This window comes from Planococcus sp. TJ-301 (assembly GCF_058268475.1).
Window position 1 is genome coordinate 1,648,057 of sequence record NZ_JBZDOH010000001.1, and the last position, 22,752, is coordinate 1,670,808.

At 46.2% G+C, this 22,752-nt stretch carries 23 protein-coding genes and 2 riboswitches; of the genes, 11 read left to right on the forward strand and 12 right to left on the reverse strand.

Annotation, left to right across the window (positions count from 1 at the left end; all coding sequences use genetic code 11):
* Position 1: 1 nt before the first annotated feature.
* The 6 genes from AC4EHJ_RS08105 to AC4EHJ_RS08130 form a co-directional block, all read right to left on the reverse strand.
* The gene (locus AC4EHJ_RS08105) at positions 2–1,651 is read right to left on the reverse strand and encodes a sodium:solute symporter family transporter (RefSeq protein ID WP_490975052.1); all 1,650 of its coding nucleotides are present in this window, start codon (positions 1,649–1,651) and stop codon (positions 2–4) included.
* A 3-nt stretch (positions 1,652–1,654) separates the two neighbouring features.
* Complete coding sequence (locus tag AC4EHJ_RS08110) at positions 1,655–1,924, reverse strand: hypothetical protein (RefSeq protein ID WP_490975053.1); 270 nt, start codon at positions 1,922–1,924, stop codon at positions 1,655–1,657.
* 249 nt (positions 1,925–2,173) lie between these two features.
* Entirely contained in the window at positions 2,174–4,315 is a 2,142-nt protein-coding gene (locus tag AC4EHJ_RS08115; protein WP_490975054.1) for a sensor histidine kinase, read from the reverse strand.
* A 2-nt stretch (positions 4,316–4,317) separates the two neighbouring features.
* The gene (locus tag AC4EHJ_RS08120; protein WP_490975055.1) at positions 4,318–4,479 is read right to left on the reverse strand and encodes a hypothetical protein; all 162 of its coding nucleotides are present in this window, start codon (positions 4,477–4,479) and stop codon (positions 4,318–4,320) included.
* On the reverse strand, positions 4,457–5,149 hold the full coding sequence (locus tag AC4EHJ_RS08125) for a response regulator transcription factor (protein ID WP_490975056.1): 693 nt from the start codon (positions 5,147–5,149) through the stop codon (positions 4,457–4,459). The genes AC4EHJ_RS08120 and AC4EHJ_RS08125 overlap by 23 nt, the downstream gene beginning before the upstream one ends.
* 118 nt (positions 5,150–5,267) lie before the next feature.
* Positions 5,268–6,134 carry an EamA family transporter gene (locus AC4EHJ_RS08130; protein ID WP_490975057.1) on the reverse strand — a complete coding sequence of 289 codons (867 nt, stop codon included), beginning with the start codon at positions 6,132–6,134 and terminating at the stop codon, positions 5,268–5,270.
* Between the two features lie 195 nt (positions 6,135–6,329).
* On the opposite strand from AC4EHJ_RS08130, the gene AC4EHJ_RS08135 reads away from it, so the two are divergent.
* Entirely contained in the window at positions 6,330–6,560 is a 231-nt protein-coding gene (locus AC4EHJ_RS08135; protein ID WP_490975058.1) for an excisionase family DNA-binding protein, read from the forward strand.
* A gap of 55 nt (positions 6,561–6,615) precedes the next feature.
* Here AC4EHJ_RS08135 and AC4EHJ_RS08140 read toward each other — a convergent pair whose 3' ends face one another.
* From AC4EHJ_RS08140 to AC4EHJ_RS08150, 3 genes are all read right to left on the reverse strand, one after another.
* The gene (locus tag AC4EHJ_RS08140; RefSeq protein ID WP_490975059.1) at positions 6,616–7,401 is read right to left on the reverse strand and encodes a hypothetical protein; all 786 of its coding nucleotides are present in this window, start codon (positions 7,399–7,401) and stop codon (positions 6,616–6,618) included.
* Between the two features lie 143 nt (positions 7,402–7,544).
* Positions 7,545–8,558 (reverse strand): homoserine O-acetyltransferase MetX, encoded by a 1,014-nt coding sequence (gene metX, locus AC4EHJ_RS08145; RefSeq protein WP_490975060.1) that lies wholly within the window; start codon positions 8,556–8,558, stop codon positions 7,545–7,547.
* 12 nt (positions 8,559–8,570) lie between these two features.
* A complete protein-coding gene (locus AC4EHJ_RS08150) occupies positions 8,571–9,860 on the reverse strand; it encodes an O-acetylhomoserine aminocarboxypropyltransferase/cysteine synthase family protein (protein ID WP_490975061.1) in 1,290 nt (429 codons plus the stop codon).
* Between the two features lie 104 nt (positions 9,861–9,964).
* Positions 9,965–10,080: riboswitch (SAM riboswitch) on the reverse strand.
* A 133-nt stretch (positions 10,081–10,213) separates the two neighbouring features.
* On the opposite strand from AC4EHJ_RS08150, the gene AC4EHJ_RS08155 reads away from it, so the two are divergent.
* From AC4EHJ_RS08155 to pepT, 6 genes are all read left to right on the forward strand, one after another.
* Positions 10,214–10,855 (forward strand): glycerol-3-phosphate acyltransferase, encoded by a 642-nt coding sequence (locus AC4EHJ_RS08155; RefSeq protein ID WP_490975062.1) that lies wholly within the window; start codon positions 10,214–10,216, stop codon positions 10,853–10,855.
* A 104-nt stretch (positions 10,856–10,959) separates the two neighbouring features.
* Positions 10,960–11,073, forward strand: a riboswitch (SAM riboswitch).
* A gap of 141 nt (positions 11,074–11,214) precedes the next feature.
* Complete coding sequence (locus AC4EHJ_RS08160) at positions 11,215–12,246, forward strand: methionine ABC transporter ATP-binding protein (protein WP_490975063.1); 1,032 nt, start codon at positions 11,215–11,217, stop codon at positions 12,244–12,246.
* The gene (locus AC4EHJ_RS08165; RefSeq protein WP_490975064.1) at positions 12,236–12,886 is read left to right on the forward strand and encodes a methionine ABC transporter permease; all 651 of its coding nucleotides are present in this window, start codon (positions 12,236–12,238) and stop codon (positions 12,884–12,886) included. The genes AC4EHJ_RS08160 and AC4EHJ_RS08165 overlap by 11 nt, the downstream gene beginning before the upstream one ends.
* 40 nt (positions 12,887–12,926) lie before the next feature.
* Positions 12,927–13,763 carry a MetQ/NlpA family ABC transporter substrate-binding protein gene (locus AC4EHJ_RS08170; protein ID WP_490975065.1) on the forward strand — a complete coding sequence of 279 codons (837 nt, stop codon included), beginning with the start codon at positions 12,927–12,929 and terminating at the stop codon, positions 13,761–13,763.
* A gap of 19 nt (positions 13,764–13,782) precedes the next feature.
* Positions 13,783–14,982 carry a M20 family metallopeptidase gene (locus tag AC4EHJ_RS08175; RefSeq protein ID WP_490975066.1) on the forward strand — a complete coding sequence of 400 codons (1,200 nt, stop codon included), beginning with the start codon at positions 13,783–13,785 and terminating at the stop codon, positions 14,980–14,982.
* A gap of 160 nt (positions 14,983–15,142) precedes the next feature.
* Positions 15,143–16,360 (forward strand): peptidase T, encoded by a 1,218-nt coding sequence (gene pepT / locus AC4EHJ_RS08180; RefSeq protein WP_490975067.1) that lies wholly within the window; start codon positions 15,143–15,145, stop codon positions 16,358–16,360.
* A gap of 191 nt (positions 16,361–16,551) precedes the next feature.
* Here the strand turns inward: pepT and AC4EHJ_RS08185 are convergent, their stop codons facing one another.
* Positions 16,552–17,649 (reverse strand): acyltransferase, encoded by a 1,098-nt coding sequence (locus AC4EHJ_RS08185; protein WP_490975068.1) that lies wholly within the window; start codon positions 17,647–17,649, stop codon positions 16,552–16,554.
* Positions 17,650–17,880: 231 nt separating this feature from the next.
* Positions 17,881–18,900 (reverse strand): STAS domain-containing protein, encoded by a 1,020-nt coding sequence (locus tag AC4EHJ_RS08190; RefSeq protein WP_490975069.1) that lies wholly within the window; start codon positions 18,898–18,900, stop codon positions 17,881–17,883.
* A gap of 174 nt (positions 18,901–19,074) precedes the next feature.
* Between AC4EHJ_RS08190 and AC4EHJ_RS08195 the strand changes: the two genes are divergently transcribed.
* The 3 genes from AC4EHJ_RS08195 to AC4EHJ_RS08205 all read left to right on the forward strand — a co-directional run bounded on the left by AC4EHJ_RS08195 (position 19,075) and on the right by AC4EHJ_RS08205 (position 20,803).
* Entirely contained in the window at positions 19,075–19,302 is a 228-nt protein-coding gene (locus tag AC4EHJ_RS08195; protein WP_490975070.1) for a YczO family protein, read from the forward strand.
* 95 nt (positions 19,303–19,397) lie between these two features.
* Positions 19,398–20,294: an EamA family transporter gene (locus tag AC4EHJ_RS08200; RefSeq protein ID WP_490975071.1), complete on the forward strand. Its 897-nt coding sequence runs from the start codon at positions 19,398–19,400 to the stop codon at positions 20,292–20,294.
* Between the two features lie 86 nt (positions 20,295–20,380).
* A complete protein-coding gene (locus tag AC4EHJ_RS08205; RefSeq protein ID WP_490975072.1) occupies positions 20,381–20,803 on the forward strand; it encodes a pyridoxamine 5'-phosphate oxidase family protein in 423 nt (140 codons plus the stop codon).
* 33 nt (positions 20,804–20,836) lie between these two features.
* On the opposite strand, the gene AC4EHJ_RS08210 is transcribed toward AC4EHJ_RS08205, so the two are convergent.
* Positions 20,837–21,271 carry an RrF2 family transcriptional regulator gene (locus AC4EHJ_RS08210; RefSeq protein ID WP_490975073.1) on the reverse strand — a complete coding sequence of 145 codons (435 nt, stop codon included), beginning with the start codon at positions 21,269–21,271 and terminating at the stop codon, positions 20,837–20,839.
* A 234-nt stretch (positions 21,272–21,505) separates the two neighbouring features.
* Here AC4EHJ_RS08210 and hmpA point away from each other — a divergent pair, with 234 nt between their 5' ends.
* Complete coding sequence (gene hmpA / locus AC4EHJ_RS08215; RefSeq protein WP_490975074.1) at positions 21,506–22,687, forward strand: NO-inducible flavohemoprotein; 1,182 nt, start codon at positions 21,506–21,508, stop codon at positions 22,685–22,687.
* Positions 22,688–22,752: the final 65 nt, after the last annotated feature.

Genomic DNA, 22,752 nt, shown 5'->3' on the forward strand with positions numbered 1-22,752 from the left:
CTTACATGCCCCAAGGCATCAGCGCCCATACAGCAACGATTGCAGACAATACGACCGTTACGCCCGCGCCGACTTTGCTGTTGTAGCGGTAAGCTTTGATATCTTTCCATCCGTGGATCCGTTCGACCAATTCGATATCCGATTGTTTGGTCAAGTTTTTTGCCAGTGACGGCATGCGGTTCGTGATATACGACACCACAATCAGCAAGATAAAGCTGACCGGAACAGCCAGCATTGCGCCTGATAGGCCCATGCCGTCTGTCACTGCGTGCCCGGTCAAGACGATACTCGGGAAGACGAAAGGCGATACGACGATATACAAGATTCCGCCGACGATCGAGGCTGCCATCGCCCCATATTTATTTGCTTCTTTCCACCATACGCCGACAATGATAAGCGGCGCATTTGTCACTCCGGCGAGACCGAATGCCCAAAGGATGCTGACCACCAGGAATGCGGGCGGTTGGATCGCCAATAGGATACTGACGACACCGCCAAGGAAAATCGCTACAAAGCCAAGGCGCAGATTCACGCGCTGAGAAATATTCGGTTTCAATGTAGCAACAATGTCTTGGGACAGCAAAGCGCCGATTGCCAGCAAGTTGCCGCTCAATGTAGAAACACCGGCTGAAATGGCGCCGGCGATGACTAATGCCGTCACCCAGTCAGGGTTGTAAACCAAGTTAAGGATGATTGTCAATTTGTCTGCGTCTTCCGGTGAAATCTGCAACCCTTGCGTAGTTGTCGCATAGACCCCGACAAAGCCCATCGCGTAAGTAGCTGAGAATACCAATCCTAGGATAAAGGCGAACCAGACCATCGCTGCCCGCGCGCTCTTCAGGTTTGATGCTGTGTAAACACGCATCGCCAAATGGGGAAGCCCCAAGGCACCGATTGTCAAAGCCGGGATAATCGAGAAATACCATTTAGGCGAAAATTGATAGTCGAAAAAAGTCGGCAGTGCGTCTAGCATCGCCGGGACCATATCCGCATACAATAATGGCGGGAAATACCAGCCAGTGCCACCGACCGCTTTCATGATCGCCCCTAAAGGAACGATGAACATCAAAGCCATGATGACCATCTGGATTGCCGCGTTATTGGTCGCTCCAGCCATGCCCCCTACTGTTATATAGCCGACAATAAGCAAGCCGCCGACAATCAAACCGGTCAAGTACGGAATACCCAATAATGTTTCGAAAGTTACGGCGATGCCGATCATCTGGCCAAGCGCGTACATAATAGAGACGAGAATCATGAACAACGCAGCAATGATAGATGCCGATTTGCCGTAGCGGTCGCGGATAAAATGCGTTGGAGAAAAAGCTCCCATCCGGCGCAGGCTTGTCCCGTAAATGATGGTGATCAGTGGAATCGCTAAAATCAGCTGAATCCACAGCATGATGAATGGCACCTGCAATTGAAGAATAAGTGCTGTAATCCCTAAAAACGTCGCTAGACTCATGTACGTTGCTGACATGGCAAGGCCATTTACAAGCGCCCCTGTATTAGATTTGCCGACATACAGCTCCTTAGCAGAAGTACTTTGGCGGTTCGATATAAAACCGACTATATAGAATAACAGGAACGTGGCTATAATAACGCCAAGACCCAACCACGGATTATCTAATTGCCAATTTTGGTTTTCCATTCCTTACACCCCTTCCGTATCGCGGGACTTATCGAGCATATCGTTTTCTGCATCAATTTCATCATCGATGCGATTGCCGATGATCCCTGCAATAATCGTCAATAGGAACACGCCGAACCACCCCATCAGAATCGGCAAGATGTACTTTAATGGAAACCCTAAGAAAATTGCATCAGTCGGGAAAATCGAGAAAATCAGTCCAACATTTCCCACCAGGATGAAAGCTGCCGTCATCCAAATTGTGAATTGCACTTCTTTTTTGTAAGCCTTCATTGCATGCTCCCCCATTTCGTGAAATAAATTACTGCCCCTTGTACACCGTCTGAGCGTGCGCTCATTTCCATTCCATAATTTCCCTCCCCTTCTTTATTTTAAGAGTAATGACCTTTTGATTGTAACCGCTTTCCCGATTTTAAGTCAAACTAATTTTCTAATAATTATAATAACTCCTGCATATTTTATTATCCGAAACAAATAAAAACCAGCCTATAGTCTGGACTACGGGCTGGCTCTCTTTAACTATTATGCACTTTTAACGGTTACTGTCACTTTGAATAAATCTCCGTCCACTTCAATCTTCAATGCGCCTCCGTGAAGTTCGACAATCGACTGGGCAATGGCAAGTCCTAAACCTGAGCCTTCTGTCTGCCGTGAAGCGTCGCCGCGCTTAAAGCGTTCGAATAGCTCATCCGGATTGCCTCCAAGCTCATAGCGAGTGATGTTTTTGATGATGAATTCCGCATCGCCCTCCACCTCGTTCAGCGACACGAAAACCCGTGTGCCCGGCAGCGCGTATTTCAGTGAATTCAAAATCAGGTTATCCAGCACACGCCACCACTTTTGGCCGTCCGTATAGATGTATAGTGGCTTGTCACCAATCGATACGCGAAAATCCAAACCGGATTGCTCAATGTCTTCCGCATGTTCAGCAAGTGCCTGCTGCAGCAATTGCGCAAAATCAAGCTTCGTCCGGTGCAGCTCGATATTGCCGCTGGCCATTTTGGATACTTCGAACAAGTCTTCAATCAGTGTCTTCAGGCGCTGTGACTTACGGTCGAGGATGCCAGCATAGGACAAGCGCTCCTCATCCGACAACACCGGCGCTTTCAGCAAATCGGTATATGTGATGATGGAAGTCAGCGGTGTACGCAAATCATGGCTGACATTCGTGATCAATTCCGTTTTCAACCTTTCGCTTTTCGCCTGCTCGGACATCGAAATTTTAACGCCTTCTTTCAAGCGGTTCAGTTGCCGTGCGTGATTGGCAAGCGGCGAAGAGCCGCGGACCGGCACCGCTTGGTTCAGCTGCCCCATCGCCATCGCTTCCGTTTCCTGCATCAATACATTCAAATAGCTGAAGCGCTTCAACATCATCACGAGCACCGGAATACCGATGAAGAACGTGGCTGGCAACCATACTAGCAACATCCCCGGAATGGCAATGGACAGCATCGTACCGAAGCCCCAAAAGAAAATCACAGTCAATAAAATCAACGACTGGACGCCGATCGATTTGTTCAAGAAAACCTGTTTGAGTCCCTTTACGTTGCGGTGAAGGATGCTTTTCTGAAACTCGTGTTTTAACAACGCAGGCTTTTTGTAATAAGCCGTGAGCCAAATCACCTGCAAAATCGCAAGTGCGGTGACGGCTAGTACGACGATAAACTCGCCTCCTAGGCTAAGTACGTAGCTCACATAATTGCTTGACCAGCTGTTCATCAAGCTCGTGTTGAAGTTTCCAGCAGCAAATAAGGCATAAATGGCAGCGAGGAAAGCTGCGAGCAGCCGTCCTTCCATCGGCCAGCCTGCCCATTTTTCAAACAGCCGGCTGAATGTGAACCATTCCCAGCGGAAAGGCAGCAGCACGATTACTGCAATCATTACTCCCGCTACAGCTACAGACAATAGATAAGTGAAAGTCTTGACGAAATTGAATTGATTGAAGTTGTTGCCGCTTTCAGATGCTGCGAGCAGTTCACGATCAACTTGAATCACCCCTTCAAAAGCCGCCTCATTAACTGTCTCCTCCATACCCGGCATAAAGTAATCACTTTCACTTTTGTTCAATGGCCGTGCTGCCGTATAGTTTTTTTCGTACACCGGATCTTTCGAAAGTTCTCCTTTCGTGAAGACTTCGCCGGTCTCGGTATTTTTCAATTCATAGACATAATAGGTGTAATTAGCAGCGAATGATGGTTTATCCGCATATACATCCTTCAACGACCTGGCGATTTCCTCCTGCCATTCAGCTTTTAATTTTTCCGCAACTACTTCATCGTCTGAAAAATTGCTTTGGATTGCCGCGATTTTGCGGTCGCGTTCTGCAACGAGAATTTTTTCCACGTCGCCGTTTCTTGCAGCTTTTGCCTCTTCGATATCGGCGGCATATTGGCTTTGAATATTTTCGACTTGGTCGGCGAGTGATCCATAGCGGGTGCGGTATTCTTCCATTTCGCTTTGGGTAACCGGTCTGTCTGCCAATTCTTCCGCATCGGGCGGCGCCAATTCAAACATGATCAAGCTATCGGTGTAATAAGCATAATCCATCTTGAATTGTTCGGAATCGGTGAACTGCTTGCCAAAATAACTGGGGACCGTTTCCATAAGAATGAAAAGGCCGAGAATAACAAAAGCCGTGGCTGCTAGCCATAACCATTTCTTCATCTTCAAATGTCCCCTTTCGACAACAAGCGCAGCGATGCCAGCAACTCTGCAGAAGATGTATTTTGAACCATTTCCAATATGAATGAACAACAGTAAAGCAAAGAAAACAATGCAATGATGACCGCTGAAATCGACCATAGATCATTTTTCCATTTTGTAGCCAATGCCCCACACCACCTTCAAATATCTTGGATTTTTCGGATCTGCTTCAATTTTTTCACGGATTTTCCGGATATGCACCGCTACAATGTTTTCAGCATTATAGGCGGGCTCGTTCCAGACGCGTTCATAAATTTCTTGGATGGAAAACACACGCCCCGCATTCGCCATCAATAATTCGGTCACTTTGAATTCAATCGGGGTCAATTTGATTGCCTCACCGTGCAGCGACACTTCTTTTGCTTCAGCGTCGAGTGCAAGGCCGTCAATTTCAATGCGCTGGTTTTTGTCTTCGTATGTACCTAGGCTAACGTAACGTCTAAGCTGTGATTTCACCCTTGCCACCAGCTCCATTGGATGAAAAGGCTTCGTGACGTAATCATCTGCACCAACCGAGAGGCCATGTATTTTATCAGAATCCTCTACTTTCGCACTGAGCATAATGATAGGAATATTGCGTTGTTCACGTATTTTAAATGTAGCAGCGATGCCGTCCATTTTTGGCATCATAACGTCGAGGATGATAACATGCACATCATTGATGTCCAACAACTCCAGCGCTTCAAGGCCGTTTGCCGCTTTCAGCACCCTATATCCCTCATTCTTCAAATAGATTTCGATGCCATCCCGGATGTCCTGGTCATCGTCAGTCACCAATACTGTAAATTGTCCCATTTCCCCACCTCTTTCATCTCTGTAATTTATTGTAAACGAAAATTCTTAAGGGCAGCTTAGGAATATTATGAAGAAATTCTTAAGAAAATAGCGGCAATCCATAGGATGCCGCTGTTTCTCAAGAAATGGGTTTCTTTTTAGCAAAAGTTAAGATGAGAATTCCCCCCAGTAACAGCAGGACGCCGGCCCAAGATACCGCACTCAACCGTTCACCGACGATGAAAACGCCGAGCAGCGCGGCGGTCAATGGTTCTCCGAGCGACAGCGTAACTGCCGATGAAGAAGGTATGTTTTTTAAGCCATATGAAAAAAGAATATACGATAAGCTTGTCGCGCCGATGCCTAAATAGACAAGGACCGCCAGATTGGCGGGATGCGCTAAATAGGAAATATCAAGTACTACTAAAAACGGCAGCAGCGCCAAAGCACCCAGTGAAAAAATAACGGCTACCGCTGGTACGGCATCCATTCGGTCGAGCACTTTTTTACTTGAAATTGCATAGCCCGCGAAAGACAGGCCTGCGCCCAGCGCCAAGACAATGCCGAGTGGGTCGATCACCGCTGCTTGCTTATCGGAAAAAAGCAGCAAGCAGCCAGCGATTGCCGATGCAGTTGCAGCGGCCCATACGCGGTCTGGCCGCCTTTTCATAATAAGCCATTCCAACAACCCGGAAAATACCGGCGCGCTGCCGATTGACGCCACCGTACCGATAGCGATGCCGGTCAGCTGCACCGAAGAAAAGAACAGCGGCTGAAATAGTGCCATTAATGCCGCCGACACCACTGCTGCTTTCCAAGGAATCTCTTTCCATATCAATTTTTTCGCAAGCAGTACAAAAGCCAACAGCGTAAAGCCGCCGATTCCAAGGCGCATGGCACCAATTGTCAGCGGGTGCGCGTCTCCTTCGATGAAACTTTGGGCGGTGCCGGTCGTGCCCCACAGCATAGCAGCCAGCAGCACCCATATGTATGGCCAATAATTCATGACATGCACCTCAAGTTAAGGCAAGCAACCCGCGCTTGCCGTTTTAGTATGTATGATTTTCTTAAAAGCTTAAGCGTTGCGAAAAGGCCTTATTCAACCGGCCTCAGCCATCCACCAATTAGCTTATCATTAATTGAATGGTTTGAGATAGCGCACTTCTTCTATTATAATAAAAGAAAAAGAGGAGATGATTCCATGTATATGACAGTCTCGGAAACTGCCGCTTTCCTGTCGATGCCTGAAGAACAAATAGCCCGCTATGTTTCAGAAGGCCGCATCCGCGCAGTCCATGACGGTGAACAATACCTGGTCAATACTTCTCAATTCGACACGCATTTCCAGCAGCTCGAGATCGCCAAACAAGCCTTGGAAGAATGGCAGATGACGCCGATTCCGGAAGATGTGGATATTAAAGACGAAGATTGACAGCTTGCAACAAAGCATCCCGGCGATTAAATCGCCGAGATGCTTTTTAGTTGAGTTATTTAGGATAGCGGATCCATTGCCGCTGGCCTTCAATGATTTTTTTGTTGTCTTCGATCATCTTATCGTAGTTCAGCTTTTTCATTTTTTCAAAATCGCTGTCTGAAATCACCTTCAATCCATCTAAACTCTTTTGCATTTTTTCCGTGTTCTCTGTGATTCCTTGGATGAATTTCTGAGTTTCTTTGTCGAATCCATTCCAGGCTTCCTTTGTTTTTAAAAAAGAGGAAAAAGCCTTTATTTCCGAATTCTTTTTCAGCAAAATCTGCAGGTTCAAGAATTGATAAAGGGTCAGCAGATTTGCTGTTTCCTGGGTTTTCACAACATCCGCAAGGACAATTTCGTTGCGGATCAACACGTCCGTTTCGTAATAGCCTTTGTACTCTTTTACTAGCGATGAAAGCTTTTGCTGAATCTTCCATAGCTCATCAAATGCATTTCTTCCTGCTATCACAGCTGAATCCGAAGCAGGAACAGGAACACTTAGCGGCTTCGTAAAATAGGCTGCGTTTATTTTTAAAAAGTCCATGCCAATATTGAATATATTATTGCTTAAATCGCCAAAAAGAGCTAAATGGCGTTGAGCTTCCAACGCTTCTTCCCGGTTTTCTTCACCGGTCGTCAAATATGCCGTTGCAACAGAAGCATTATTCTTCGTGAAGCCCGCCATATAATAAGGTTTGCCGTTTACCATCCAATAAATGGGATTTACAAATACACCTTCTGTCCATTTTTTATGCTTCTTTACTTTTTTCAAGAGCAGTTTTGTTGTTTGTTCATCCATAATACATTCCTCATCCTCTACACCTTACTGTAAACATATTCCTTATTAAACATTTTAACCTATTTTTGAGAAATAAGTTTTGTATTGTCGAGATCTTTCCGGTAGTTTTTCAGAGCATTTTAGGCAAATAAAAAAAGCTTATGCTATTGCATAAGCTGAGGAATTGTCAAGCTGTTCAATTTTCGGGAAATGTGGCTGCCCCATTTTTCGAACTCGACCAGAAAACCGTCGTGCCCGAATTGGGTATCGATGATTTCCCATGAAGCATTGGGTTGGCTGGCTAGCCAAGGAATCATCCCTTCGCTCGGATACAGCAAATCGTGTGTGTAGGAAAGAGAGAGGATCTCCACTTCCATCCGGGATTCTGAAACATCATGAGTGTTCATAGCGTGGAGCAAAACTACATAGCTATTGGCGTCAAAGCGCTTCGCCAATTTCTGCCCCTGATAAGCCAAATAAGATTCTACTTGAAAAGTTCCTTTGCCTCCGGCACGCCTGAATCGCTCGTTAAACATCCCACCGCTCCGATATGTCACCATCCCTGCTATGCGGGCTATCTCAAAACCTTTCAAATCAGCGGAGTCCTCGTAGTTTCCGCCATTGAATTTCGGATCGTTCACGATCGATTGAATGCCGATAAAATTGAATGCGACGCCAAAATCGCTGTAAGCCGGCGTTACGGCAAGCGGGAAAATCGCTTTGACGAATTCCGGGTAACTGCGTCCCCATTCCAAGGTTTTCATACCACCTAGAGATCCGCCAATTACGGCGGCAAGACCGGTAATATCCAATTCACGTAAAGCAGCGTATTCCGCATTCACCATGTCCCGGATTGTGATGGCTGGGAATGCTGCCTTGTAAGGCGTTCCGGTATGTGGATTGATGGACAAAGGGCCAGTAGAGCCGCTGCATCCGCCCAGCACATTGAAAGTGATGACTTGGAATTTATCCGTATCTACGGCTTTCCCTGGCCCTGCCAGGCCTGCCCACCAGCCTGGGTTTTCCGCAGTGCCGACAGCCCATTGATCACCTGTCAAGGCATGGCATATAAGGACCACTGGGGCGCCTTGTTTCCCGCAGCGTTCATAGGCAAGTTCGACATTCGCAAGGATTACCCCCGACTCCAGGGCCAAAGATCCGATAGATACGCTAACCATTCCGCATTCCTCCTAAACGTTTTCTAAAACTGCAGCTTGTATGGCCTGCTCAAGGTCTGCAATCAAATCTTCCGGATTCTCAAGGCCGACCGACAAGCGAATCAATTCTTCCGTGACGCCCGATGACTCAAGTTCCTCTTTAGACAATTGCTGATGCGTTGTCGACGCCGGATGGATGATCAACGATTTGGCATCGCCGACGTTGGCGACATGTGACCACAATCCAACGCTATCAATCAATTTACGTCCAGCTTCACGTCCACCTTTAACACCGAAGTTGACGATCGATCCATATCCATCCTTCAAGTATTTCTGCGCCAATCCATGTGATGGATGATTTTCAAATCCGATATAATTGACCCATTCCACTTGTGGATGGTCTCTCAAATATTCCGCTATGGCCTGTGCGTTGCTGTTATGGCGCGGAATCCGCAGATGCAGCGTCTCCAAGCCCTGTAAAAATGCATGCGCGCTCTCCGCACTCAAAGACGGGCCAAAATCACGCAGCAGCTGAACGCGCAATTTCGTTGCAAAGGAAGCACCTTCTGCGTCGATTCCGTAACGTATGCCGTGGTAGCTTTCATCGGGTTCGGTATAGCTTGGGAATTTCGGGTTGTTCCAATTGAATTTCCCGCCATCGACAACTACGCCTCCGATTGTTGTACCATGGCCGCCAATCCATTTTGTTGCGGAGTGGATGACCACATCGGCTCCGAATTCGATCGGGTTGCTGCCATAAGGCGATGCAAACGTATTGTCAATCAATAACGGAATATCATTGTCATGTGCAATGTTGGCCACTTTTTCGACATCGAAGACATTCAGGCTCGGATTGCCGATAATTTCGCCAAACAGTGCTTTTGTTTTATCGGTGATGGCTCCACGGAAATTTTCCGGATCCTTGCCGTCGACGAACTTAACCGTAATACCGTATCTCGGCAATGTATTTGCAAAGAGGCTGTAAGTACCGCCGTACAAGTTGCTGTCCGCGACGATCTCATCGCCCGCTTCTGCTACATTCAGAATGGAGAAAGCGATAGCCGCCATCCCAGATGCCAGCGCCACAGCTGCAGTGCCGCCTTCGAGAAGCGCCACTCGCTGTTCAAATACGTCCACCGTCGGATTCATAATGCGTGAATAGATATTGCCGGCTTCTTTCAAGCCGAATAAATTCTGGGCATGCTCCGTATTCTTAAACACATAAGAAGTCGTTTTATAAATTGGCACCCCTCTTGAGCCTGTTACGGGATCAGGCTGCTGTCCACCATGCAATAAAAGCGTTTCCGGTTTAAAATTTGTCATTTCGTATTCCTCCTAAGGTTTTATGGATGGAAACCAAGGTTGAGGAGGGAACAGAAAAAGCCCTCTTCGATTAAGAAGAGGGCCGTCAAATACGGGTATACCTCCTCTCATCTGCCAGATCCCGTCGTACCGGATCTGTAGGATTTAGCACCTTTCCAAGCTGCGCTTGTTGGTTGCTGGGCATCACAGGGCCTATTCCCTCCGCCTCTCTTGATAAGAGTATTCAGATTTAGTTTTCCATCTTGTTGTGAAGTATAAAAAGAAAGGCCAGCAATGTCAAGAATAAAATTCAAATAATTTCGAAACCTTCCAGCATCGGTTGCGTTAAAATGAAGGGAAGGAGGAGAATACAGATGTTATTTTGGACAATTTCCGCACTCATATCAGGTTATATTATTGGTTCTTTGCATGGCTCGCTCATCCCTCAGCTGTTGACGGGCGTCAACATCAATAAAGAAGGCCTTAAAAACTCCGGAGCGTCGAACGCCGCAATTGTGCTTGGCTGGAAATTCGGCGCACTCGTCGCCGCCTTCGACATTATTAAAGGATTTGCTGCAGTGGCCGGATTTCGGCTGCTGCTCGACGCATCGGCGCTTTCGGATGGAACAGTCTGGACCTTGCTGTTCACCGTTGGCGCGGGCGTCGTTTGTGGCCACAACTTTCCCGTCTATATGAAGTTCAACGGCGGCAAAGGAACAGCACCGCTTATTGGCGTCATGCTGGCACTGGATTGGAAATTTGGAATTGCCGCCCTCCTATTATTGGTTGCCGTTTCACTCGCCACCGACTATCTCATCGCTGGCGTGCTGGTCCTTTACCTCATGCTTTTAGCTATCGCGATTTTTCCAGCTGAAGGATTTTGGCCACCAGCCTTTGCAATTCTGCTGTTTGCAATGGCGATCTGGAAGCATCTTGAAAATATTGCGCGCGTTCGGGAAGGCACCGAAAAAAAGGTTTCTGAAGTGCTGCGCAAAAAATCCGCCGGTTCTGCTTAACATAGGCTGGCAGAAATAAGTCCAAAAAATTTTTTGGAGTTTTAGTTGACTTTTACAACAGTCCCCTTTAAAGTAAGCATTACAAATCGAATACGTACATCACTTTCTTATCCAGAGAAACCGAGGGACAGGCCCTATGACGTTTCGGCAGCGGATTCGCTTCATGCGAAAACTGTGCTAATTCCTGCAAATGCATCCGTGCATTTGGAAGATGAGAACGAGATGGTTTCATGCCGAAGCCCTCTTTTTTTCTTATGGATTAAGAAAAAAAGAGGGCTTTTTATCGTTCACTTTTGGAAAGATTGATCTGTACCGAAGAGATTTGCATAGATACACTCAGCTTGAGGAGGCGCTTTTACATGATTCAATTCGAGGAGGTCACAAAAACCTACCAATCCGGAAAACAGGAAATCCACGCTTTGAATGGCATTGATTTGACGATTGAGACCGGAGAAATATACGGAGTCATCGGCTTCAGCGGCGCTGGGAAAAGTTCACTGATCCGCACAGTCAATCTATTGGAACGCCCGACTACCGGGCGAGTGCTGATTCACGGAAAAGATATCCTGGCCTTGTCAGGCAGTGAAATCCGTAAAACGCGAAAAGACATCGGTATGATTTTCCAGCATTTCAATCTGCTGAATTCCAAAACGGTCTACCATAACGTCGCTATGCCACTGCTGCTGGCCAACACACCGAAGGATAAAATTAAGGAACAAGTCAAAAACTTGCTGGAGTTCGTCGGCTTGGCTGACCAAGCGGAGAAGTATCCGGATCAATTATCGGGTGGCCAGAAACAGCGCATCGGAATCGCCCGGGCGCTTGCCACTAATCCTTCCGTGCTGTTATGCGACGAAGCGACTTCCGCTCTGGACCCGCAGACCACGCAATCTATTCTTGAACTGCTGCGCCGCATCAACCAGGAATACAACATCACGATTTTGCTCATCACACATGAAATGGGCGTCATCCGTGAAATCTGCGACAAAGTCGCAGTCCTGGAAGCCGGCAAAATCATCGAAAAAGGAACAGTATTTGATGTCTTCACCAATCCGCAGCAACCGACCACCCAGCGCTTCGTGCGCTCGGTCATGAACGATGAGCTGCCGCCGTCGTTACTGGCACAGCTGGCGGATCCGGCACGAAGCCATTCCATTTACCGCGTTCAATTCACCGGCTCGTCAGTCGGACAGCCGCTGATGTCCCGCATTTCACGTGATTTCAATTTAGATTTGAATGTTTTATTCGGCAACATTACTGAATTGCAAGGCGAGCCGTATGGCAATCTGATTGTTGAATTTACCGGCCCTGCTGCAGAGATACAAAAAGCGCTCGCGACAATCCGCAGCGGCAGCGTCAAGGTTGAGGAGGTGAAGCATTATGCTAATTGATAACGAACAAATTTTGGAAGCACTGTGGGAGACCGTTTATATGACCAGTGCATCATTCTTCTTCTCCCTGTTAATCGGCTTCCCGCTCGGCATATTGCTAGTCGTCACCCGTAAAGACCATTTGCTGGCCAATGAACCCGTATCAAAAGTACTGAACATCGTCATCAATATTTTCCGTTCTGTGCCGTTCATCATCTTAATGGTCGCCATCATCCCGCTAACGAGGCTGATTGTCGGCACGTCGATCGGTACGGCGGCAGCGATTGTCCCGCTGGTCTTTTACGCCGGCCCATATATCGCCCGTTTGATTGAGAACTCGCTGCTCGAAGTTGATAAAGGCGTCATTGAAGCCGCGCAAGCCATGGGTGCCTCTCCTGCCCAGATTATTTTCCGCTTTTTGATACCGGAAGCATTGAGTTCACTGGTGCTCGCCCTGACAATTGCTATTGTCGGCTTGATCGGCGCTTCTGCCATGGCAGGCGCCATCGGAGGCGGCGGACTCGGAGATCTCGCCATCACTTACGGCTACCAGCGTTTCGACACAATGGTCATGGTCATCACAGTAGCGATTCTAGTCGTCCTGGTGCAAGGCGTCCAATCCGCTGGCAACCTATTATCCAAGCAAGTCAGAAGAAGATAAAAACGAACGACAACTTAAACCATTATTGGAGGAAACCCACATGAAAAAAATTACAGCTTTTTTATTGATAACGATACTCGCATTGCTGCTGGCAGCTTGCGGCAACGACGAAGAAGGCGCTGACGGCAACAGAAAAGTCACACTAGGCATCAGCGGCTCTGACACGACGATTTGGGACCACATTGCTGAAAAAGCCGAAGCAGAAGGAATCGAACTTGAAATCGTCACGTTCTCTGATTACGTTGCACCGAACATTGCCTTAGCAGAAGGTGAACTTGATTTGAACGCATTCCAAACGATTTCTTATTTCGATGAATTTGTCGCAGAACATAAACTGGATATCGTTCCGATCGGCTCGACTGTCATTGCGCCAATGGGCCTTTACTCTGAAAAACACAAGTCGATCGAAGAACTGCCTGAAGGTTCACAAATCGCCGTACCGAACGAAGCGACGAACATGGGCCGCGCCTTGCTGCTCCTTGAAGAAGCAGGCTTGATCGAACTTGCGGATGATGCCGGTTTGACAGGAACAGCTGATGACATTACGGATAACCCGAAAAAACTTGAAATTGTACCGATGATTTCTGGCCAAACACCACGTGCAATGGGTGACGTTGCCGCTTCAATCATCAATAACGGCATTGCAGTAGATGCCGGCTTGAACCCTACTGAAGACCCGATTGCCCGTGAAAGTGAAACAGCAACACCATACATCAACTTGATTGCAGCGAGTGAAGAAAATGCAGAAGATCCGGACTTCCTGAAAATCGTTGAGCTTTACCAACAGGAAGACACGAAAGAATTCATCATCGAGCATACAAAAGGGGCTCAAATCCCGACATTCGTTTCTGTTGAAGAACTTGTCGATTATAAATAATTCTTGAGGAGGAATTCCAATGACCATTGCCAAAGAAACCGTCCAGGCTATTTCCCAGTCGATCGACTCCAAGCAGGCGGCGTACATCGGAGCCAGCCAAGCGATACATGCCAAACCTGAAATCGGAAACGAAGAGTTTTTCGCCAGCAAGACCTTAGTGGCCTTGCTTGAAAACGCCGGCTTCACCGTCGAAACTGGCGTTGCCGGCCACGAAACCGCCTTTTATGCGAGCTTCGGCGGTGATGTTCCCGGCCCAGCCATCGCTTTTCTTGCGGAGTACGATGCATTGCCCGGCCTTGGCCATGCGTGCGGCCATAATATTATCGGCACGACAAGCGTTGCCGCTGCAATTGCCTTGTCCGAGACACTCGCTTGGACTGGCGGCCGTATCGTAGTGCTTGGCACACCAGCTGAAGAAGGCGGACCCCACGGCAGCGCAAAAGGCAGCTTCGTGAAACACGGGCTGCTCGAAGGCATCGATGCCGCGCTGATGATCCATCCTTCGGGCAAAACGGCGCTGACCGGCAACTCGCTGGCAGTGGACCCATTGGAATTCCATTTCTATGGCAAACCGGCACACGCTGCCGGTTCTCCTGAAAAAGGCATTAACGCACTTGATGCCGTGCTGCAGCTTTTCAACAGCATCAACGCGTTGCGCCAGCAATTGCCGTCCGACGCACGCGTCCACGGTATCATTACTCACGGCGGCGATGCACCGAACATCATTCCGGAATACGCTGCTGCTCGATTTTACATTCGAGGCGATTCATGGAAAAAAACTGCGGATACCGCGGAGAAAATCCGCGCAATCGCTGAAGGCGCCGCACTTGCTACAGGAGCCAGTGTGAAAATCGTCCGCTTCCAAAACGAAGTCAAAGATCTTGTCCCTACTCCCCTATTGGATTCGATTGTGCGCGGCGAATTGGAAGCAGTAGGCGAACAAGTAGCGGAGTCGCGCAATTACGGACTCGGTTCCACGGATGCCGGCAACATCAGCCATGTCGTCCCGACTGCGCATCCTTATATCAAAATCGGTCCTGATGACCTTGTTGGACACACGCCAGAGTTCCGGGAAGCTGCAAAATCAGATTTGGGCAATGAAGCTTTGATCCGCGGTGCCAAAGCGCTGGCGAACACCGGATACCGGTTGTTGACTGACGCTCCTCTCTTAGCAGAAATCAAACAAGCGCATGCCCAGGCATTAACAGCAAAAAATTAATCGCATGAAATGTAAGACAGCAGAGACGCTGTCTTTTTTTATTGTCTAGAAGCGTATTTCGGCAGCAAAAGAGCGTATTTCCAAATTCCCATACCGTATTCCCAAAATTCTCTCTTATCGTGCTAAAATTAAAGCATTACATATTTAGGGGGAACATTTGATGATTGAAACTTTGATCGAGCGCCTTGTGCGCTATGCAAAAATCGATACGCAATCCGATTTTGAAAACAACGAAACGCCGTCGACTCCCGGCCAATGGGATTTACTGCGTGAACTGGAAAATGAGATGAACCACATCGGACTTCTAGAAGTAGGCATGGACGATCATGGCTACCTTTTTGGTACATTGCCTGCAAATACCGATAAGCAGCTGCCAGTCCTCGGTTTCCTGGCGCATGTCGACACGGCAACTGATTTCACCGGCAAAAACGTCAATCCCCAGCGCATCGAAAATTACGATGGCAACGATATTCAGCTGAGCGGCACAGTGGCAATGACAGTCGCTGACTTCCCGGACCTGAAAAACTACGTTGGCCATACTTTGATTACAACTGACGGCACGACATTGCTAGGCGCTGACAATAAAGCGGGCGTCGCTGAAATCATGACAGCGATGGAATATTTGGTGCAGCATCCTGAACTAGAGCATGGAAAAATCCGTGTGGCGTTCACTCCGGACGAAGAAATCGGCCGTGGCCCGCATAAATTCGATGTCGCCCGCTTTGGAGCGGATTACGCGTACACGATGGACGGCGGACCGCTTGGTGAATTGCAGTATGAAAGCTTCAATGCAGCAAGCGGAAAATTAACCGTGCAAGGGAAAAGCGTCCATCCTGGATCTGCGAAAGACAAGATGGTCAACGCTCAGACAGTTGCGATTCTGTTCCAGGAAGAAATGCCAAAAAATGAAGTGCCTGAACGGACAGAAGGCTATGAAGGGTTTATCCACCTGAATAGTTTCAAGGGCGATGTTGAAAAAACGGTGCTTTCCTATATCATCCGCGATTTCGATAAAGAAAAGTTTGAAGCGAAGAAAGAACATATGAAAGCTGTCGCAGCGAAGCTACAAGAACAATTCGGTGCGGATGCAATCACGTTGGAGCTTGAAGACCAGTATTATAATATGCGCGAAAAAATCGAACCGTCGATGGAAATCGTTGATGCCGCAGAAGCAGCGATGAAGAAATTAGGCATTACGCCGAATATCGTTCCAGTACGCGGCGGCACGGATGGCTCGCAATTATCGTATATGGGATTGCCGACACCGAATGTTTTCACAGGCGGCGAAAACTACCACGGAAAATACGAATTCATTTCAGCCGAAAACATGGAAAAAGCAACACAAGTCATTATTGAAATCGTTCAATCGGCAAAATAAAAAAGCGCCCACGGGCGCTTAAAGCTTGTAGAATTAGGGTCGATTTCCACCCTAAGGCTGCAAGTTTTTTTTGTATAACAAAAGAAACTGATGCTTTTGAGGAGGTTACCACATATCGTAAAAAAAATTAGTGACAGCCGATACAAAATGAAAATGGCTTTTAATTTTATGAAGGTATTACCCTCTAAACCTTAAATAAGGTTTCTCGTTAAAACTTCTTTTTTGCTTTCTTTAGCAGGTGCCTTATTAACTATAGAAGGAACTGTTAAAATGATATGTCCAAATGGCAATTTTTGAATCAATAAAATAATGCCAATCGTGATAAACATCACCACTGCAAACCAAATTGGAAATAGAGAAAGAGTCCATACATCTGAGGGTAGGTTTCGTTGTAACATATGTATAACAAAGGGATGTATAAGATAGATTCCCATCGACATAGCTCCAAGTCTTGATGTTACGGAAAAGAGTAAAGGGTTTCGAGCAACTTTTTCAGAAATCGCCATTACAAACATAACGATAACAGGCAAATTAACGATATTAGTTATACGATTAGATCCAATGTAACCGCCCCACTCATATTCAACTGCTGCGAAGTAAAAAACTAATAATACTGCAATAAATAGTGGAACTCTCATTTTATAAGTCCATTCTTTTGCAATCTCCCAATGATATGCAAGAAATCCGCCAAAAATGAAAAAGAATAACCACTTTGGCAAAAACGCGCGTTGTTCAGTTATTAAGCCAAAAAACCCTTCAAACTGTCCAGCTGCCATATATTTCATGGAATAGATATGAACCAAAGCTGATATGGCTAATAAGCCAAACCAAGCACCTCTGCTTTTAATAAACTGCAGCAATGGAAAAATCAAATAAAATTGCAAAACAATTGAAATGAAATAAAGATGAGAATAGGTTTCTCCAAATGCCGCTTTAAAGATAAAGCGTTCAATTCCGCCATTAAAGGGATTCGCACCAAAAACCAGCCAGATATAAACTACATAAAATGCGGTCCAGAATATGAATGGGATGACGATTTTATTTATTCGTGATCTGAAAAATTTTTTAAAGAAAAACCCTCTTTTTTTTACCTGCAAAAATAATAAAAGCCCGCTTACTATAGCAAAAACAGGGGTCCCGAATCGACTTGATTGATTAATAAACAGGATTACGTCTTCCCAGCTTCCACTTTGAACATAATATAGCGCTGAAACATGAACGAGTACCACCATTAAACAACCTACTGCTCTCAGTACATGGATATCAAAAATTTGACCTTGCTGATTCATATATTTACACCCTTAACTATTTATTAGACCGAATTTATTATAAACGTTTCTTACAAGGGGATACAACTTATTTTAAAAATATCAATATAATATACTCGTGTTTTCATTTCTAGACTCGGAGGGCAAATCTTTTCTTTTGTCTTCAAATTAAAAAGCGCCCACGGGCGCTTTTTTTTGTCTAGATGCGATTTAAGAGCCTTCCGGACTAGATAAACATTTAAGCTTTCGTTTTTATATAATACTTCTTCCGTTCTGCGCTAATGCGTAATGGATGCCGTGCTGCAAAGTTTGGAAGCATTGGAATTTCGATAAATTCAAACCGGTTTCCGTAATAATCATGCCCATTTGAGGGGATATTCCGACCAGGATGGCTTGGCTGCCAATCAACGAGGCTGTAGTGCCCAATTTGTCGATCAAGCTTGCCGCCTGATACGTGAATTCTGCATTCAGCCCTGTCAAATCCAGTACAAGGTATTTCGCTTTATATCTTGGCAGGTTCTGCAATGTTTTCACGAGCAGTTCTTCTGCGCGTGCTTCGTCGTATGTTCCAAGCAGCGGCACGACGACAATGCCATCGAGCACTGGAATGATTGGCGATGAAATTTCCTTGATAAGGGCATTGAGTTCAGCAGTCTTCTCTTCTACTTGAAGTTCCAGGCGCTGAATTTCTTCCGCTTCTTTTTTGCGCGCCAATCGATGGATATTTTTGTCAATGTTTTCATCGGAAGAGTAATATTCAACAAGCGTTTCACTAAAGCCCTCTATCTGGTGGTGCAGCACCCGGTACCAGATGTTCTCCCCGAATAATTCGGTGAAAATTCCGGCATAATGCGCCGGCAGAAAGCAACCGCCGGATTTTTTCCCTTGCGCCACGTTCATCTTATGCTCCCAGCTGTTTTTCAAACTCACTTTCAACGTTTTCTGCTGTTCGTCCAACTCGCTGATTTCAGCCAACCCCCATCCAGCAGAGGCGTATGTATTTGTAATGAGTGCAGCTGCATCGGAAATCGTAACGTTTTTCATCTTCGAAAAGTATTGTCCCACCAACAACCCTTGGCGGAATCCGGTCGTTTCCATCACGATATTGGACGAATCTTCACCTGCAATCTCTTCAATCGTATCAAAAAATGTTTTTAAAGCGGTGGAAGTCCAAAAAAGGACCGAATCCTGACCTTCGAACAAAAACCTGCCTTCTTCCAGATTCCATTCAAAGCTCAAGCCTCCAACCTTTATTGAAGAAAGTGTAGCCATTTGAAAACTCCTCTCGTACTTCATTTTATTTTATCATATTGTTAAACAAACGTTAAAGCTTGCACCTTAAGCCACTCACTTTCATCATAAATGTGGCATTTATAATGGATATGTTTTAAATTGGCTGATTAAAGGAATAAAGAGATAACACATTAATAGGAAGAGGTGCTTTCTTTGCCAGATAAAAAATCTTTTGAAGAAGAACGTGAAAATCGTACAGGCGCGCCGATGGATAACCCGGAACAAGTCAAGACTGACAAGAAAACAATGCATGAAATGTTCAAAGAAGAAGAAACGGTGGATTCCATTCCGCTTGAAGATTTAAAGCAAGATATGGAAGATGAAGGAAATCCTCGCTCTACAAAGAATAACTCATCCAGCGAAGAAAAATTCCCCGGATAAAGGGCAGAATAAACCCACTTTTCTGAAGAACAGTTCGGCTGACGCCGGGCTGTTTTTTTATGATATGATATTCTGATGAACAGGAGTGGCTTATCATGAAAAACTGGATTTACCCGGTCATGGTAGTTGTTGCGGCAAGTTGTTATGGCGTTCTTTCCACAATTATTAAAGTGGCGATGCAGAATGGTTTTACAGCAGCCGAAGCAGTTACCAGCCAATATTTTGTGGGCTTCTTTTTAGCAGCCCTTTTATTTGCAGTTACACAACGCAAATTCCCACGCCTTCGCGGATGGAAAATACTTGTGTTATCCGGTTCTTGCACAGCGGCGACAGGAATGGTCTATGGCCAATCGCTGGAATACCTGCCTGCATCCCTTGCAGTTGTCCTGCTTTTCCAATTCACATGGATTGGCATGTTTCTGGATTGCATTGTAAAACGAAGACGGTTGAAACGTGCTGAGACCCTTTCCCTTGTTTTATTATTCGGGGGAACACTGCTCGCAGCCGGGGTCATCGATACTGACCTTAGCGGAATCGCATGGCAAGGATGGGCATGGGGAATCGGCGCAGCCTTCTGCTTCTCGGCGTTCATGTTTGTCAACGGCAAAAAGGTGGAAGGCATGGATACCTCCGCGCGACTTTTCTATGTTTCGCTGTTTGCGGCAATCGTCGTCGGAATGTTCCAGACGCCGGAAATTGTCTGGAATGGACAACTCTTTTCTGAAGGCTTATGGATTTACGGTTTACTTTTAGGATTTTTCGGCATTATCATGCCAATCTACTTCTTTTCCGTTGCGGTCCCACATACCGGTTCCGGCTTAGCTTCCATTTTAAGCGCCATGGAATTGCCAGTGGCTATTATCGTATCCGTACTGATTTTAAGCGAGACGCTGACTCTTCTCCAAGTGCTCGGAATTGGTGTCATTTTGGTTGGCATGATACTGCCAAGCGCATTCAACCGCACACCAAAATCAGTCGAAACTATCCATTAAGCCCGCGCTCTGCGGGCTTTTTATGTTTAGCATTGGATTAAACAGGAATAACAGGAATATCACATTAAATCAAAGGAGTGGAAAAAATGAATCAATCTGAGCTAAAAAAGCAATCACTCGATATTTTGGATGCAAGCCGCGTCGGCGTCCTGTCGACGGTGAAGGACAATAAACCTCATTCACGCTATATGACATTCTTTAATGATGAATTCACTTTATATACTCCAACCAGCAAAAAGACACAGAAGGTCGATGAATTGGAAAATAATCCGAATGCCCATATCCTTCTTGGTTACGAAGGCGAAGGCGTCGGGGATGCTTTCTTGGAAATCGAAGGGCAGATAGGCATGCACGACGATGCCAGCATGATTGATAAAGTTTGGAACGACCATCTAAAAGGCTGGTTTACAGGTCCGGATGATCCAAACCTGCTGATACTGGCGATTAAGCCGACACGCGTTCGCCTGATCAATAAAAAAGGTGAAGAGCCGCAGTCAATCGACTTGTAAAACACAAAAACGGCTCGAATAATCGAGCCGTTTTTATGTTTTCAAAATCTGGCGCAGTCCTTCACGGTTGAACAACAGATCTTCCAATGTGTATTCATCTAGAACCGCCAGATAGGCGTGCAGCGCTTTCCCAAGAACGCCCCTCAGACCGCATACCGGCGTAATTGGGCAGCGGTTATGCTCGGGGTCAAAACATTCGACCAAATGGAAGTCATCTTCCATCCTGCGGACGACTGCCCCCACATTAATGTTCTGCGGCAAATCCGCTAATCGGATTCCGCCGCCGCGGCCACGTACAGTATGGATAAAGCCGGCTTTGCCGAGTTCGAACGTCACTTTCATCAAATGATTTTTCGATATATTATAAGCATCGGAAATTTCCTGTATGGTGGATAATTTCACATCTTGTTTCGACCCTAAATACAGCAACACACGCAACGAGTAATCAGTATACATCGTCAGTCTCATCTTTTCACCTTCCCTGCCTCTCTATTATACCCATTAAGGGATTGGTGGAAAAGAAATCCGGATTGGCGAATCATTCATAAGTCTACATAAAACGGTCTGTGTTTTCACAGGCTTTTTGTGTGACTTTTTTGTGAAATCAAATGTCTTGAAATTTTAAAGATGTATTTTAAATATATCTTTAATTCGCAAAGGGGTATATAGTCAAGATATAGAAAACAAAAGGAGCGATTGACAATGTTATCCCTAGAGACAAGATCAATTATCAAAGCGACAGTACCTGTTTTAGAGGAACACGGCACAGCGATCACAACGGTCTTTTACAAAAATATGTTCGAAGCACACCCGGAACTTTTGAATATCTTCAACCATGCAAACCAAGCAAAAGGGCGTCAGCAGGCCGCTTTAGCAAATACTGTATACGCGGCAGCGGTGCATATCGATAATTTAGAAGCCATTCTTCCAGCAGTGGTTCAAATCGCCAATAAACACGTTAGCCTTGGCATAAAACCTGAACATTATCCGATTGTCGGCGAGTATCTATTAAAAGCGATCAAAGAAGTATTAGGCGATGCCGCGACTGACGACATCATCAATGCCTGGGGAGAAGCATATGGCGTCATTGCTGACGCATTCATCGGCGTTGAAAAAGATATGTATGAAAAAGTAGAAAACCAGGAGAATGGTTGGAAATTTTTTAAAGACTTTATCGTCGCACGGAAAGAGAAAGAAAGCGGCAATATCACTTCGTTCTATTTGAAACCGGCTGAAGGTTCGAATGTTCCTACCTATCACCCAGGCCAATATATTTCAGTGCGCATGTCGATTCCAGGTGAAAAATACACAATGATCCGCCAATACAGCTTGTCACAGGCTGCTAAAGAAGACGAGTTCCGCATTTCCGTTAAACGCGAAGCGGATAACGATCCAAATGGCCGCGTTTCCGTGTACCTTCATGAAGAAGTGAATATCGGCGACCGCCTAGAAGTCAGCGCGCCAGCAGGCGAATTCGTCCTCGATACTGAGAAAAAATCTCCGGTGGCATTTGTCAGCGGCGGCGTTGGCATCACACCGATGATGAGCATGTTCGAAACTGTTGCAACAATGACTCCGGAACGCCCGACCGTCTTCTTGCACGCTGCACGCAATGAATCATTCCATGCATTCGACCAGGACATCCGGAAATACACAGAGTCGATGGATAACGCCACTTATAAAACGCTTTACTCTGATGAACCTTCCGGTTACATCACACGTGAGCTTCTTGCGGAATACGTCGATATTTCAGGCGAAGCCTACGTTTGCGGGCCTGTACCATTCATGGAAGCCATGATTCAGGAACTGCGCGCGCTTGGCATGAAAGAAGATCAGATTCATTTTGAATTCTTCGGCCCTGCTGTAGCATTGCAGACTGTTTAAAAGTTCTTAAACTATTTCCGCAACCCGCTGAAAATGGATAAAAGCATGTCCTTTCGCCTTTTACA